Below are 12,878 nucleotides of genomic sequence, written 5' to 3'. Positions count from 1 at the left end.
GGAACAACATGCAAGCAGTCTATGACCGGGCAAGCGCTGTCCGCTTGATGATTTTTGATGTCGATGGTGTGCTCACCGACGGCAAACTGTATCTGTCCGACTCCGGCGAGGAGATCAAGGCATTCAACACGCTGGATGGCCATGGCATGAAAATGTTGCGCCAAAGCGGTGTCGAGCTGGCCATCATCACTGGTCGCACCTCCAAGCTGGTGGCCCTGCGCGCGCGCAATCTGGGCATCACCCACCTGTATCAAGGTGTTGAAAACAAGCTGGATGCATTTCAAGACCTGCTTGCGCAGTTGAATCTGCGTGCCGAGCAGGCTGCCTATATGGGCGATGATGTGATCGACCTGCCGGTCATGCGCCGTTGTGGCTTGGCCTTCACCGTGCCTGCCGCACCCGCTGTGGTGAAGCGCCACGCCCACTATGTCAGTGAGCTGGCCGGGGGAAGTGGCGCGGTCCGTGAGGTGTGTGAGCTGCTGATGCAAGCGCAAGGCACATTGGACACACAACTGGCGCCGTATCTGGCATGAATGCGGATCGATCAGCCTTATGGGCGCCTTTGCTGATTACTGCAGCGCTGGCTGCGGGCACCTTCTGGCTGGATCGCGTCAGCCGCCTGCCCGACACCCAGCGGGATGCCAGTACCGGCGGCAAGCCCGATGTGACAATGGAGCGTTTCAAGGCTACGCAGACCGGAGAGAACGGCGCGGCGCAGTATCAGGTCACCGCTGCCAAGATGCAGCACTATCAGCAAGGCAACTATACCGACCTGTTCACTGTCGAAATGGTGGATATGACACCAAGACGCCCGCCGATGCGGATCGTGGCAGAGTCAGTCCGTCTCAGTCACAATGATGAGAACTATTATTTCAACGGCATTACCCACATTACACGAGAGGCCGATGCGCAACGCTCTGCCATGAAGCTGACCACCAGCAAGTTATGGGTCTGGCCTGAGCGGGGGGTATCGACAACCGATCAAGCGGTTGATATCCGTGATGACTATATGCATATCACAGCAGTGGGCATGGATCTCGACCGTAACCTCGGCACCATCAAATTGAAATCCAGAGTGAGAGCAACCTATGTCAAACCGCCTGCCTAACTACATCGCCTGCTGTCTGGCGTTGGCATTTGCCGGCATGGCGCACGCCGAGCGTGCAGACCGATCCAAACCGATCAATGTCGAAGCCGATTCCTGGTTTGGTGAAGAGAAAACCAAGGTGAGTACCTACGAAGGGAATGTCGTCATCACCCAAGGTACCTTGCTGATGCGGGCTGACAAGGCCGTGATCCGTCAGGATGCGGAAGGCAATTACCACGCGATCGCCAATGGTCGCCCACTGACCTACCGCGAGAAACGCGACGAGGCCGATGACTTCATCGAGGGCCAGGCCGACCGCATGGAATACAACGGCAAGCTCGGGCAGCTGCAGCTGTTCGGTAAAGCCAAGTTGAAGCGCGGGAATGATGAAGTCCGTGGCGACTACATCTTCTACGATCAGCTGGTCGGGACATTCAAGGTCGGGCCTGAGGCCGGCGCCAAAACGACTACACCGGGTCGCGTGCGCATGGTGTTGCAGCCCGCCCAGAAAGACAGCAAAGAGGCGCCCAAACCAGCGGATTCGACGCCTCCGACTGCGCTCAAGCCCTCATCCAGCATCAGCAAACCTCGTGAGGAATAATTGAGTCATCTGGTCGTCAACAGCCTGAAAAAGGTATACAAGTCACGAACGGTTGTCAGAGATGTGTCATTGGCCATCGATAGCGGCGAAGTGGTCGGTTTATTAGGGCCGAACGGCGCCGGCAAAACCACCAGTTTCTATATGATAGTGGGGCTGGTTCCCGCAGATGGCGGTAAGATCGAGCTGGATGGCAAGGACATCACCCACTTGCCGATTCACCGCCGGGCGAGGATGGGTTTGTCCTATCTGCCACAGGAAGCCTCGATATTCCGTAAGATGACAGTGGCACAGAACATTCAAGCCATTCTGGAATTACACGGGGGCAGCAAGTCGGAAATCGCTGCGAGACTTGATGATTTGATGCATGATCTGCACATCGCCCATTTGCGGGACTCTGCGGCCATCAGCTTGTCTGGTGGTGAACGTCGGCGTGTCGAGATTGCCCGCGCTCTGGCCAACAACCCCCGGTTCATCCTGCTGGACGAGCCCTTTGCGGGGGTTGATCCCATCGCGGTGCTCGACATCCAGAAAATCATCCGTTTCCTGAAGACACGTGGGATCGGTGTACTGATCACCGATCATAACGTTCGGGAAACATTGGGAATTTGTGATCGCGCTTACATTATTAACGAAGGTTCGGTACTCGCAGCGGGTCATCCGGATGAAATTGTTTATAATGAAAGTGTGAGGAAGGTCTACTTGGGAGAACACTTCCGGCTCTAGCCGCAGTCAGGCTTGAGCGGACGTCAGCGCGGCCAGTATGGAGCGCGTCGAATACATCTATGAAGCAATCACTCCAGCTCAAGCTCACCCAACACTTGGCGCTCACGCCACAGTTGCAACAATCCATCAAATTGCTGCAGCTCTCCACGTTGGACCTCAACCAGGAAATTGAACGGTTCCTGCAAGACAACCCCATGCTTGAGCGGGCGGACGAGCCCGAGATGCATCTGCCGGGCGATACACCTGAGTACGCGGCGGGTGAGTCCAACGCCGAGCATGCCGCTGAAACCCCGTCCACTGAAGAGCGGAGCAACACCGCTGAGGAGTTTTCATCCGATGACTGGGGCGACATCAACTACAGCAATACCCCCAGAGATGATGACGAGGACGGAGATTATTCCCAGCAGACTGCGGAGATCCCCACCCTGCGGGATCATCTGGAAGACCAACTACGCCTGCTTGCTCTGGAAATGCGTGATCGGGCCTTGGTGTCCATCCTGATCGATAATCTGGATGACGATGGGCTGCTGACCGTTTCGCTGGAAGAGGTGCTGGAGACATTGCCGCAAGAGCTGGAGGTCGAAGAGGAAGAGCTGCGCATCGCGTTGCGTCATCTTCAGAATCTTGAGCCGATCGGGGTGGGCGCACGGACGATCAGCGAGTGCCTGTTGCTGCAGATGGCACCGCTACCTACCACGCCAACTGTCAAACTTGCGCGGCAGATTTGTGAGCGTCATCTGGATTTGTTGGCTGGCAAGGATTATGTCCGGTTGAAAAAACTGCTGGGCTGCGACGAGGAGACCCTGCGTGGCGCGCAACAGCTGATCCGTAGCCTGAACCCGCGTCCAGCGGCGGAATTCGCGCAGAGTGATAATCGTTATATCGTGCCGGATGTAGTCGTCAAACAGGTGAAAGGCACCTGGGTGGCCAGCCTGAATTCTGCTGCAATGCCCCGTCTGCGTGTGAACCGCATGTACGCCAATATTTTGCAGCAACATCGTGAGAACGGGGGCTCCCAGCTGGCCATGCAGCTGCAGGAAGCCAAATGGCTGATCAAGAACGTCGAACAGCGATTCGATACCATACTGCGGGTATCGCAGGCAATTATTGACCGGCAGTACCGTTTTTTTGAACATGGCGAAGTGGCCATGCGGCCCTTGGTGTTGAGAGATATCGCGGAGGTGCTCGATCTGCACGAATCGACCATTTCCCGGGTGACTACTCAAAAATTCATGCTGACGCCTCGCGGAATTTTTGAACTAAAGTACTTCTTTGGTAGTCATGTAGAGACAGAAGCAGGCGGTGAATGCTCGGCCATCGCCATCAAAGCGCTGATCAAGCAGTTGATCGGCAGTGAAGATGCGAAAAAGCCCCTATCCGACAGCACACTCTCAGAGATGCTGGCGAAACAGGGGATCAATGTGGCCCGCCGTACCGTCGCCAAATATCGTGAAGCAATGCAGATTCCACCGGTTAACCAGCGCAAGTCCCTCTAAACGATGTAAGGAGAACCATATGAATCTCAACCTCAGTGGGCATCACCTTGAAATTACGCCAGCGATCCGGGAATACGTGATTTCCAAGCTGGATCGAGTGACGCGGCATTTCGATCACGTGATCGATGTCAATGTGATCCTGTCTGTCGACAAGCTGCAACAGAAGATTGAGGCGAACGTCCATCTACGAGGAAAAGACATCCATGTCGAAGCCATTGACGAAGACATGTATGCCGCTATTGACGCACTGATCGATAAACTGGATCGCCAGGTTCTCAAGCATAAGGAAAAGTATCAGGAACGGCGCTATGACGGCGCATTGAAGTATCAAGCTGTACCGGGGGAAGCCACGACTTGACGGTCTTGGAAGCGGCCTGATGGCCGCACTTGCAGTATCTGTTTTTTCCCCAATGGGACTGCAGCTGGTTAAAAGGGCGCATGGCGCCCTTTTTCTTCATGCTTTTCAGATGGATATCGTACTTGGCCATGCCGTTGAAAAAACGATTTGGCAGCAAGGCATATTCCACATATTGTTCAACAATGGCAACTGCGGCCAGACGGGACTACAATAGCCGCGTTTGAATAAGGCCGTATCCTGGCGGCATCTATGACACAACTGATCAAAAAAATTCTGCCAGCCGAAAACGTGTTTTTCGATCTGGACGTGGGTAGCAAAAAACGGGTCTTCGAACAAGTCGGGTTGTTGTTCGAGAACAACAACAATATTGGCCGGAGCACCGTCTTTGATGCGTTGTTTGCGCGTGAGAAGCTTGGCTCCACCGGGCTTGGTCATGGTGTCGCCGTGCCACATGGGCGCATCAAGGGCTTGCGTGATGCAGTCGGGGCGTTTGTCAAACTCAAGCAGCCGATTCCGTTTGATGCCCCGGATGGTAAGCCGGTCGGGCTGCTGTTCGTCTGGCTGGTACCGGAATCCGCGACTGACCTGCACTTGCAACTGCTGTCCGAGCTGGCAGATATGTTCAGCCATAAGCAGTTCCGGGAGACGCTTGAGCAGGCGCCTGACGCCCAGGAGGCGTACCGATTGATCATGGAATGGCAACCCTATGCCTCAAATTAGTGTCCAGCAGCTGTTTGACGACAATGCCAAGAAGCTCCATCTGACCTGGGTGGCGGGCAAGTCGGGGGCCGGTAACTTGCTGACCAACGATATTGTCCAGAAGCCGACATTGGCCTTGGTCGGGCACTTGAATTTCGTTCATCCCAATCGGGTGCAGGTCTTGGGCTTGGCCGAGATGGAGTATCTACGGACACTTGACGACCAGACGTTACGCACTTCGATCACGCATCTGTTCTCCAACCAGATGGCGGCCATGATCGTTGCCAATGATGAGCAAGTGCCACAGGTGCTGGTGGATGCCTGTGAGGCCGCGTCCGTGCCGATGTTCAGCTCGCCCGAGAAAAGCCCGTACCTGATGGATGTTTTGCGTTTCTATCTATCGAAGGCGCTGGCTGTCTCCACCGTGCTGCATGGGGTGTTTCTGGATGTGTTGGAGGTGGGCGTCCTGATCACGGGTGATTCAGCCATGGGTAAGTCTGAATTGGCGCTGGAGCTGATTTCGCGTGGACACGGCCTGGTGGCGGATGATGCTGTTGAAGTGTTCCGTGTCGCGCCAGAAATACTGGAAGGGCGTTGCCCGGCCATGTTGCGGGATTTTCTGGAGGTCAGGGGGCTGGGCATATTGAATATCAAAGCTATTTTCGGGGAGACAGCGGTACGCCCGAAAAAGACCTTGAAGCTGATGATCCATCTGCAGAAGGCCAACCCGGAAAACATGGCGATGCTGGATCGCCTGGCTTCGCATGAGGCAACACAGGACGTGCTGGGTGTGCCGGTCAGGCGGGTCGTCCTGCCAGTGGCCGCAGGGCGAAATCTGGCGGTTCTGGTCGAGGCTGCGGTGCGCAATTACATTCTGCAGTTGCGTGGCCTGGATAGTACCAAGGAATTCATCGAACGCCAGCAGCGCTATATGGAATCGGGCGAAGGCATGAATTGAGTCGGTTTGTCCGCCGTCATTGCACCACGCCAAGTCATCGTGGACATGCTATACCGGTTGAGTATGAACTCAGTGGATCAATTCTGTTCAAACCATTTTTACAGCACACCAACATCCATTTAAAAGACTGATGGCTGCAAGGTAGCGCCAAACGTGACTTTGCGGCATGATCCATCCGTCTATCGTTGAATAGTCATAGAGACATCGATGCAGCTCATCATCATCAGTGGTTTGTCAGGTTCAGGGAAAAGTGTCGCTTTGAAGGTATTGGAAGACGGCGGGTTCTACTGTATCGACAATCTCCCTACGCCCTTTTTGCCGCAAATCGCCGGTTACTTACAAGAAGACGGCCATGACAAGATCGCCATCAGTATCGATGTGCGTGGTGGGCCTAGTCTGGATGCGATACCGCAGCAGCTGGATTCACTGAAGGCGCAGGGCGTAGATGTCCGGCTGCTGTTCCTCGAAGCCAAGACAGAAACACTGGTCAAACGCTTTTCGGAAACCCGGCGCAGGCACCCCTTGGCCATTTCATCATTGACAGTGACCGAGGCCATCGGGCTGGAGCGGGAAATGCTCGCTGGTATTGGCGATCTGGGGCATCGCATCGATAGCTCTGACCTGAATGCCAATACATTGCGTAACTGGGTGAAAACCGTCGTTGAGATGGACCAGTCACGACTCACCTTGATCGTGGAGTCGTTTGGATTCAAACATGGCATACCGCTGGATGCTGATCTGGTGTTTGATGTGCGCAGCCTACCCAACCCCCATTATGTGCCGGATCTGAAACCGCTGACCGGGCGAGACGAACCCGTCATCGACTTTTTGCAAGCTCAGCCGGAAGTTCGTGAGATGTATCAGGACATCGAGCATTTCGTGGCCCGCTGGCTGCCAAGCTTCGTCAAGGATAATCGGAGCTATCTGACGATTGCGGTGGGCTGCACAGGTGGGCAGCACCGTTCGGTCTATTTCGCAGAGCAACTGGGCAAGCGGTTCAGTGAGGAGCAGCAGGTGATCGTACGCCATCGTGAGCTTTCTTGAGTGCGTTGGCTGTCGCTGATCAAACCAGGGGACTGGTTGGTCGGTTGTCTGGCTGTGCTGTTCTGTGTGTCCGTGGCGCGATGGAGTTGGTGGCAAGGCACCGCAACAGCCGTTGTGGTGCGAGCGCGGGGTGAGACAGTCGCCAGACTTGCATTGGATCAGCCACACACCTTGTCAGTTCAGGGGCCGTTGGGCCAGACCGTGATTGAAATCGCACCTGGCCGCGCCCGGATCAGCCAAGACCCGAGCCCTCGCCAGTATTGCGTCTTGAGGGGGTGGCTGACACGGGTGGGTGAGATGGCACTTTGTCTCCCGAATCAGACCAGTATTGAGCTGACAGGATTGGCACATCGCTATGACTCGCTCAACTATTGAACTATCTGTGACCCCCCGTGATCGCCACTTGGCGAGTCTGGCCGCCTCAGCGGTTCTGCTTTCCTTGCTGGAAAACGCCCTGCCTTCACCCATACCTGGGGTCAAACCCGGCTTGGCCAATATCATCGTATTATGGGTCATGTACCGCCATGGCTGGCGTGCAGCGGCCTGGGTAGCCCTGTTACGTGTTTTGGCAGGTGCATTCCTGTTCGGTAGCTTCATGACGCCGGGCTTTTTCCTGGCACTGTCTGGCAGCATGGCCAGCCTGATGATGCTGAGACTGTGCCATGTACTACCAGATCGCTGGTTCGGGCCAATCACCTACAGCACCTGTGCTGCGCTGGCGCATATTGGCGGGCAGGTATGGGTTGCGTATTGCTGGCTGGTGCCGGTGCGTGTCGTGGAAATATTGCTCCCCGTCTTGTTGGCATTTGGTTGTATATTTGGCTGGGTCAACGGGCTGATTGTCGCAAAACTGCTGAATGAACCCTCCTCATGAAAAAGTATCTGTTTTGGCTCGGTCTGCTTGCTGGTGTGGCACAGGCTGCAGAGTGGCAGGCGTTACGGCTGAATGATCCGAATCTGCATAGCATTGACCAGTCCCGCATCCTGATAGATGGCACCGTGCTGACCTATTGGCGTAAAGTGGTCTTCAGTTCGCCACAGGTGGTGCGCCAAGGGCAAGCTGCCAGCGGGTTGTTCCGTGAGCGCCTGGATTGCACGCAGCACAGCTTATTGACATTGAATTGGGTGCTGTTCGATCGCCTTGGGCAGCCCTTGGATCAATCCACTGGTGCTGACAAAGAGGCCACCACCATCATGCCTGATTCGTTGGCCGACCAGCTGGAAGTGGCAATGTGTCGTTTGATTGGCCAGAAAAGACAGCCTGTCACCACGAGCCGGCCAGATACTGCATCACCAGCACAGAGCCCGACTGTCGAGCCTGCCACACCAATCGAGAACGAGAGAAAGCCCTAGCATGCAAGCACAATATCAAGCCATGCTGCAGCAGACTCCAAGTGTCAGTGCTGCGCCAGGCAAGCGGATCGCGCTGGCATTGACCGGCGCCTCTGGCATGCCCTATGGGGCTCGATTGCTGCAGTGCCTTTTGGCGAGCGGTGCCGAAGTATGGCTGCTGTATTCACAAGTGGCGCAAGTCGTGGCTCGCCAAGAGATGGACTGGGCCTTGCCCACCCGGGCTGCGGATGTAGAAGTGGCATTGGCCAGTCAGTTTGATCATCTACCTGGGAAGTTACGGGTTTTTGGCCGAGAGGAATGGTTTGCACCTGTTGCATCAGGATCAAGCCCTGCCGATGCCATGGTGATCTGTCCCTGTACCATGGGGACACTGGCCGCAATCGCCTCCGGCATGAGTGATAACCTGATCGAGCGGGCTGCCGATGTCATGCTCAAAGAGCAGAAGAAGGTGATTGTCGTGCCGAGAGAGGCCCCGTTCTCAGTGATCCATCTGGAGAACATGCTGAAGTTGGCAAAAGCTGGTGCCGTCATCCTGCCACCTAATCCTGGCTTCTATCACCACCCGGAAAAGGTACTGGACATCATCGATTTCGTGGTTGCCCGCATACTCGACCATCTTCACATTGGAAACGATCTGATTCGACGGTGGGGCTGAGTAACGTATTGGCTGTGGCTTTTTGATATATACCAAGTCGGTATTGTTCATTGCATTCACAACAAACAACACCGCTGAGCATTGTCATGGCATGGTCAGATTGAGCGATGCCAACAGAACCTAGTTCACAGACTGGGATACAAATTCGTTGTCGATGAATTCAACAGCGATCGTACTGGTTGGTGGTGTTAAAAGATTGGTGACTTGTGTGTAATCCAGACCGTAAAACTCACGAATGGTCTGTGATAGATTGACTGAATTATGTCGCGTCAATTCATCAATTTGATTGATGACCCAACGGGCGTTGTTATACGCTTCATCAGGTGAGAGGTTGGTCAAAAACATCCGGTTATTCAAGATGAAACCAGATGCCTCCATGACTGATGTCACTTGGTTCCAGTATTGGCTGCAAAGTGCATAGCCAAACCGCTCATAGTCAAGATTAATGACAATTGCTGTTTTCATTGATGTATACAACCTACTATTTCGCTCTTTGTATATAGCACAAAATGCTCATGATTTTCGTTGAGGAAAATGGGGCAAATGGAATACCTCTCGGTACCCATGCTTGACCGCATTGACCATCGCCGCTGATAAATTGGTATTGGCAAATTTGCTGACCTGACGAGTAGCCTTTGACAGTGAGTCATAAGCCCATCCACTCATCTCAAGGGCTGAGTGGATGGGCGTCAATGTGTTTGACGCTGCTGGGGCCTGCTGCGACAGTTGATCCAAAAAATCAAGCACGCTTTGCCGTGTCGTTCCGACAAATTGATCGGATACGCTTGCCAGACGCAACTGGGCTTGAACACTCGCCAGATAATAATCACGCGAGCTTTCAAGGCTGCTCTCCAACCCGGCCAACCAGCTACGATCATAGATTGGCCACCAGTACCGAGCCATGTGGCCCCACATATCTCCGCCTTCACCGGAAAAGATATTTTCCTGGTTGGCGGCGGGAGGAGTGGATGGGCAATGGCAAGGTTTTAACATATCACACCGAATTGACACCGGCCCGACGTGAGAGCGTTATCAATATCATAAAGTTCAATCGAGAAAAATCAAACACGGTGATTTTTCTATTTTTATTCGTATTGCATTTTATTTGTTGATCAGCAGGTATTCATTGCTAAATGTTGTTGTCATTTTCAATTAACACCCGTGCTTTCCAATTTGAATAAATTGGGCGGTGCTGCTGCTTCGCCTCACCTGACAAGTGGATCAATTCAAATGCCCGAATATTCAAAAAAAATACACATTCAACTTGAGTCTAAGGTATTAAAAGCGGAGATGCCAGCCCTGTTTGTCAGGATTCTCTAAATTAATACATTTGCATAGTGAAAGCAGCATGGCTGCGGTGGCACCCCAGATGAAATGTTCCCGATAGGGTATGGCGTGATAGTGACCGTGTTGGCCGCCCAGCTGATAGGGGTGGGTCTCATAATGCGATGGATTCAAAATATGGCTGAGTGGCACTTCAAAGACGCTTTCCACCTCATGTTCATCCAGCTTCAGTGTGTAGCCAGGTCTGATCAGCCCCACAGCGGGTGTGACCAGAAAGCCGGAGATGGTGATGTACTGTGGAAGCTGGCCAAGCAGTGCCACGTAAGACGGTGAGAGGCCGATTTCCTCCTCCGCTTCTCGCAGGGCGGTGGCTTGTGCATTGGTATCAAAAGGCTCTGCCCGGCCACCGGGAAAGCTGATTTGGCCAGCATGCTTTGATAGATGCGGTGTTCGCTTGGTGAGCAGCAGTGTTGGATGGGTGGGGTGGTAGATGATGGGCACCAGGACGGCGGCAGGCACCAATGGCTGATTGACCTCGTGCAACCTGTCCCCATTGATGATACCGGGTTGTAGTGCAGAGAGGGCTTTGTCAAGCCAGTCATATAGTTCTTCAAAATTCATTTTTAAACAGTCCAGATCGGTCAATAGAGCCTGAGTACCAGGAATGCCAGACTATGTCACACCTATGCCAATCATGTACGGTATATGGGCGGTTGCTGGACATGGTATAGGCTTCGTGAGTATGAAATCTTGTGTCTGGACACCATGCAGATGGCTACGAACCTGGATCATATGAGAGACGACTAGCGGGTGGCCACGTCAACCAAGGTGGGCTTCAGGATCTGCTCCATGTGCTTTGGGTCCAAGCCCACCAGATAGCCACGCTTCCCCCCATTCACATAGATTTTGGGGAGTGTCAGGATAGAGCGCTCCATATAAACCGGCATGGGTTTTCTGGTGCCGAAAGGCGAAGTACCGCCGACCATGTACCCAGAATGGCGATTGGCCACATCTGGCGCACAAGGCGTGATGGTTTTCACACCCATGATCCGCGCAAGATTCTTGGTGGAGACTTCAAAGTCTCCATGCATGAGGACAATCAAAGGGCGCTTCTGCTCATCTTCCATGATCAGCGTTTTGATGACCGCATGTTCATCCACGCCAAGCTCCCTGCTGGAGGTGCTTGTACCGCCATGTTCCTCATACTGGTATGGGTGATGAGAGAAAACGACGTTGCGCTCCCTGAGTACGCGAATGGCCGGGGTGACTGGGAATTTTTCAGTGGACATGTTTGAAATAACGCCGTTCAAAAATGGATATTTTATCGATGGGATGGGATGTAAGGCCAGGCATCTCCATAGTTGGATGGCATATGACGTTTTTATATTGATTAATGCGCATGGAAAAATTAGAATGCTGCGCTGCAACATTTTTTAGGCGCGTCCAGCCGCAGCGAAGGTATGACTCAGCAAGAAAAAGTAAAAAACAAAAAAGCATTGATATTGGGTGGTGGTGCACCCAATGCCACCCTCATGTCAGGTGCACTACTGGCATTTGATATGCAAGGTGCTGAATTCGATGTGATTTCCTGCTCGGGGGCAGGTGCAACCATTGGATTGCTGTACACGGCACCAAAACATGGCACCCCTGCCGATGCATTACGTAGCACAATGGAGCTTGGCGTATCCGATGCCATCTACCAGGCATTCCCGGTGAACTACAAGGTATTCAACAAACCCGGGCACCAAGCGGACATGTTCCGGCAGCTCCTGGCTGCCAACCCCATGATGCAGCTATTGCAGCAACAACGTGCCGGAAATCGGTTGGCTGGTTTTGTGGATGATTGGATGAAGTTGATGATGGCGGTAGCCTGCCCGACAGATCTCAATCCCAACAGCCAAGGGCTGTGTGCCCATGTTCCATTTATCGATCACCTGGTTGATTTCGATGCGCTGCCCTCGATTCGGCCTGATCTTTATGTGAACGCCTACAACATCACCGACCGAGAAATGACAATCTGGGGTAAGGATCAAATCACCCAGAAGCACTTTCAGGCCGCCTTGTCCTATCCATTCCTATACGCGCCCTGCGAGATCGATGGCAAGAAATACTATGAAGGTGCCGTCGTGGATTGCTTGAATTACAAAGGGCTGCTGGAGGCGGAAGGGGGCAAACACGCAGATATTGACACCATCGTCGTGTTTGACGTGTTGAGCAGCGACAAATTGATCCGCGAGCCTAGAAACCTCTGGGATGCTTATACGCTATCGATCATCGCCCCCTTGGTGGACGTTGCCCGCAATGACACAGAGCTGTTCGAGCTCAAATACAATCGGGATGCCAGCGGCAAGCCGATTCGCACCTTGCTGAAAGTGCCATTCGATATTCCTGAATACCATCTGCCAGAGGTACTGGACTGGTCAAGTTACAATCTGGGCAAATTGTTCCGGATAGGCTTCAATGCGGGCTTGGCATTCTGTGAGCAGCATGCGGAGCAGCTGGATATTGTCTTTGATGACCAGATCAAGCCCATGAAAATTGGCCGCAGAACCAAACTGAGCGATCAGATGGTAGCCGTGGCCTGAAGTGAGTTCAAATGGGCTGCTTGGTGTTTCCCATT

19 protein-coding genes are annotated in these 12,878 nt (G+C 53.5%); 15 read left to right on the top strand and 4 right to left on the bottom strand.

Features of this window, described 5'->3' with window-relative positions; all coding sequences use genetic code 11:
* Positions 1–8 precede the first annotated feature (8 nt).
* The 14 genes from kdsC (at position 9) to HNQ59_RS13410 (ending at position 8,974) form a co-directional block, all read left to right on the top strand.
* The gene (kdsC, locus tag HNQ59_RS13475) at positions 9–533 is read left to right on the top strand and encodes a 3-deoxy-manno-octulosonate-8-phosphatase KdsC (protein ID WP_184040387.1); all 525 of its coding nucleotides are present in this window, start codon (positions 9–11) and stop codon (positions 531–533) included.
* Positions 530–1,108, top strand: a complete 579-nt coding sequence (gene lptC / locus HNQ59_RS13470) for an LPS export ABC transporter periplasmic protein LptC (protein ID WP_184040384.1) — start codon at positions 530–532, stop codon at positions 1,106–1,108. The genes kdsC and lptC overlap by 4 nt, the downstream gene beginning before the upstream one ends.
* Positions 1,089–1,688 (top strand): lipopolysaccharide transport periplasmic protein LptA, encoded by a 600-nt coding sequence (gene lptA / locus HNQ59_RS13465; RefSeq protein ID WP_184040381.1) that lies wholly within the window; start codon positions 1,089–1,091, stop codon positions 1,686–1,688. Before lptC ends, lptA begins: the two co-directional genes overlap by 20 nt.
* On the top strand, positions 1,689–2,411 hold the full coding sequence (gene lptB / locus HNQ59_RS13460) for an LPS export ABC transporter ATP-binding protein (protein WP_184040376.1): 723 nt from the start codon (positions 1,689–1,691) through the stop codon (positions 2,409–2,411).
* A gap of 59 nt (positions 2,412–2,470) precedes the next feature.
* Positions 2,471–3,907 carry an RNA polymerase factor sigma-54 gene (locus HNQ59_RS13455; protein ID WP_184040373.1) on the top strand — a complete coding sequence of 479 codons (1,437 nt, stop codon included), beginning with the start codon at positions 2,471–2,473 and terminating at the stop codon, positions 3,905–3,907.
* A gap of 19 nt (positions 3,908–3,926) precedes the next feature.
* Positions 3,927–4,265, top strand: coding sequence for a ribosome hibernation-promoting factor, HPF/YfiA family (gene hpf, locus HNQ59_RS13450; RefSeq protein ID WP_184040369.1), 339 nt, complete (start codon positions 3,927–3,929; stop codon positions 4,263–4,265).
* Positions 4,266–4,284: 19 nt separating this feature from the next.
* Positions 4,285–4,479, top strand: coding sequence for a hypothetical protein (locus HNQ59_RS13445; protein WP_184040367.1), 195 nt, complete (start codon positions 4,285–4,287; stop codon positions 4,477–4,479).
* A gap of 35 nt (positions 4,480–4,514) precedes the next feature.
* Complete coding sequence (locus HNQ59_RS13440) at positions 4,515–4,985, top strand: PTS sugar transporter subunit IIA (RefSeq protein ID WP_184040364.1); 471 nt, start codon at positions 4,515–4,517, stop codon at positions 4,983–4,985.
* Positions 4,972–5,922, top strand: coding sequence for an HPr(Ser) kinase/phosphatase (hprK, locus tag HNQ59_RS13435; RefSeq protein WP_184040361.1), 951 nt, complete (start codon positions 4,972–4,974; stop codon positions 5,920–5,922). Before HNQ59_RS13440 ends, hprK begins: the two co-directional genes overlap by 14 nt.
* Positions 5,923–6,129: 207 nt before the next feature.
* Positions 6,130–6,966 (top strand): RNase adapter RapZ, encoded by an 837-nt coding sequence (gene rapZ, locus HNQ59_RS13430; protein ID WP_184040358.1) that lies wholly within the window; start codon positions 6,130–6,132, stop codon positions 6,964–6,966.
* Positions 6,967–7,341 (top strand): NusG domain II-containing protein, encoded by a 375-nt coding sequence (locus HNQ59_RS13425; RefSeq protein WP_184040355.1) that lies wholly within the window; start codon positions 6,967–6,969, stop codon positions 7,339–7,341.
* Positions 7,342–7,348: 7 nt separating this feature from the next.
* A complete protein-coding gene (locus HNQ59_RS13420; protein ID WP_343074280.1) occupies positions 7,349–7,840 on the top strand; it encodes a Gx transporter family protein in 492 nt (163 codons plus the stop codon).
* The gene (locus tag HNQ59_RS13415) at positions 7,837–8,319 is read left to right on the top strand and encodes a surface-adhesin E family protein (protein ID WP_184040349.1); all 483 of its coding nucleotides are present in this window, start codon (positions 7,837–7,839) and stop codon (positions 8,317–8,319) included. The genes HNQ59_RS13420 and HNQ59_RS13415 overlap by 4 nt, the downstream gene beginning before the upstream one ends.
* Position 8,320: 1 nt before the next feature.
* A complete protein-coding gene (locus HNQ59_RS13410) occupies positions 8,321–8,974 on the top strand; it encodes a flavin prenyltransferase UbiX (protein WP_246490998.1) in 654 nt (217 codons plus the stop codon).
* A gap of 120 nt (positions 8,975–9,094) precedes the next feature.
* Here the strand turns inward: HNQ59_RS13410 and HNQ59_RS13405 are convergent, their stop codons facing one another.
* The 4 genes from HNQ59_RS13405 to ybaK all read right to left on the bottom strand — a co-directional run bounded on the left by HNQ59_RS13405 (position 9,095) and on the right by ybaK (position 11,547).
* Complete coding sequence (locus tag HNQ59_RS13405; RefSeq protein WP_184040346.1) at positions 9,095–9,439, bottom strand: hypothetical protein; 345 nt, start codon at positions 9,437–9,439, stop codon at positions 9,095–9,097.
* Positions 9,440–9,487: 48 nt separating this feature from the next.
* A complete protein-coding gene (locus HNQ59_RS13400) occupies positions 9,488–9,967 on the bottom strand; it encodes a hypothetical protein (protein ID WP_221320244.1) in 480 nt (159 codons plus the stop codon).
* Positions 9,968–10,252: 285 nt separating this feature from the next.
* Positions 10,253–10,879, bottom strand: coding sequence for a CoA pyrophosphatase (locus HNQ59_RS13395; protein ID WP_184040342.1), 627 nt, complete (start codon positions 10,877–10,879; stop codon positions 10,253–10,255).
* A 182-nt stretch (positions 10,880–11,061) separates the two neighbouring features.
* Complete coding sequence (ybaK, locus tag HNQ59_RS13390) at positions 11,062–11,547, bottom strand: Cys-tRNA(Pro) deacylase (protein WP_184040340.1); 486 nt, start codon at positions 11,545–11,547, stop codon at positions 11,062–11,064.
* A 171-nt stretch (positions 11,548–11,718) separates the two neighbouring features.
* Between ybaK and HNQ59_RS13385 the strand changes: the two genes are divergently transcribed.
* Positions 11,719–12,843, top strand: coding sequence for a patatin-like phospholipase family protein (locus tag HNQ59_RS13385; RefSeq protein WP_184040338.1), 1,125 nt, complete (start codon positions 11,719–11,721; stop codon positions 12,841–12,843).
* Positions 12,844–12,878 lie beyond the last annotated feature (35 nt).

It is taken from the genome of Chitinivorax tropicus (assembly GCF_014202905.1).
Lineage (GTDB): Bacteria > Pseudomonadota > Gammaproteobacteria > Burkholderiales > SCOH01 > Chitinivorax > Chitinivorax tropicus.
Note: the sequence above shows the minus strand (reverse complement) of the source record. Positions and strands in the feature narration are given on the sequence as shown.

What these genes read in the sequence shown, in the direction of transcription:
- HNQ59_RS13400 (WP_221320244.1), bottom strand. Translation starts at nt 9,967, where the DNA reads ATGTTAAAACCTTGCCATTGCCCATCCACTCCTCCCGCCGCCAACCAG.
- hpf (WP_184040369.1), top strand. Translation starts at nt 3,927, where the DNA reads ATGAATCTCAACCTCAGTGGGCATCACCTTGAAATTACGCCAGCGATC.
- HNQ59_RS13385 (WP_184040338.1), top strand. Translation starts at nt 11,719, where the DNA reads ATGACTCAGCAAGAAAAAGTAAAAAACAAAAAAGCATTGATATTGGGT.
- HNQ59_RS13415 (WP_184040349.1), top strand. Translation starts at nt 7,837, where the DNA reads ATGAAAAAGTATCTGTTTTGGCTCGGTCTGCTTGCTGGTGTGGCACAG.
- HNQ59_RS13410 (WP_246490998.1), top strand. Translation starts at nt 8,321, where the DNA reads ATGCAAGCACAATATCAAGCCATGCTGCAGCAGACTCCAAGTGTCAGT.
- rapZ (WP_184040358.1), top strand. Translation starts at nt 6,130, where the DNA reads ATGCAGCTCATCATCATCAGTGGTTTGTCAGGTTCAGGGAAAAGTGTC.
- ybaK (WP_184040340.1), bottom strand. Translation starts at nt 11,547, where the DNA reads ATGTCCACTGAAAAATTCCCAGTCACCCCGGCCATTCGCGTACTCAGG.
- HNQ59_RS13445 (WP_184040367.1), top strand. Translation starts at nt 4,285, where the DNA reads ATGGCCGCACTTGCAGTATCTGTTTTTTCCCCAATGGGACTGCAGCTG.
- lptC (WP_184040384.1), top strand. Translation starts at nt 530, where the DNA reads ATGAATGCGGATCGATCAGCCTTATGGGCGCCTTTGCTGATTACTGCA.
- HNQ59_RS13405 (WP_184040346.1), bottom strand. Translation starts at nt 9,439, where the DNA reads ATGAAAACAGCAATTGTCATTAATCTTGACTATGAGCGGTTTGGCTAT.
- HNQ59_RS13395 (WP_184040342.1), bottom strand. Translation starts at nt 10,879, where the DNA reads ATGAATTTTGAAGAACTATATGACTGGCTTGACAAAGCCCTCTCTGCA.
- lptA (WP_184040381.1), top strand. Translation starts at nt 1,089, where the DNA reads ATGTCAAACCGCCTGCCTAACTACATCGCCTGCTGTCTGGCGTTGGCA.
- HNQ59_RS13455 (WP_184040373.1), top strand. Translation starts at nt 2,471, where the DNA reads ATGAAGCAATCACTCCAGCTCAAGCTCACCCAACACTTGGCGCTCACG.
- kdsC (WP_184040387.1), top strand. Translation starts at nt 9, where the DNA reads ATGCAAGCAGTCTATGACCGGGCAAGCGCTGTCCGCTTGATGATTTTT.
- hprK (WP_184040361.1), top strand. Translation starts at nt 4,972, where the DNA reads ATGCCTCAAATTAGTGTCCAGCAGCTGTTTGACGACAATGCCAAGAAG.
- HNQ59_RS13440 (WP_184040364.1), top strand. Translation starts at nt 4,515, where the DNA reads ATGACACAACTGATCAAAAAAATTCTGCCAGCCGAAAACGTGTTTTTC.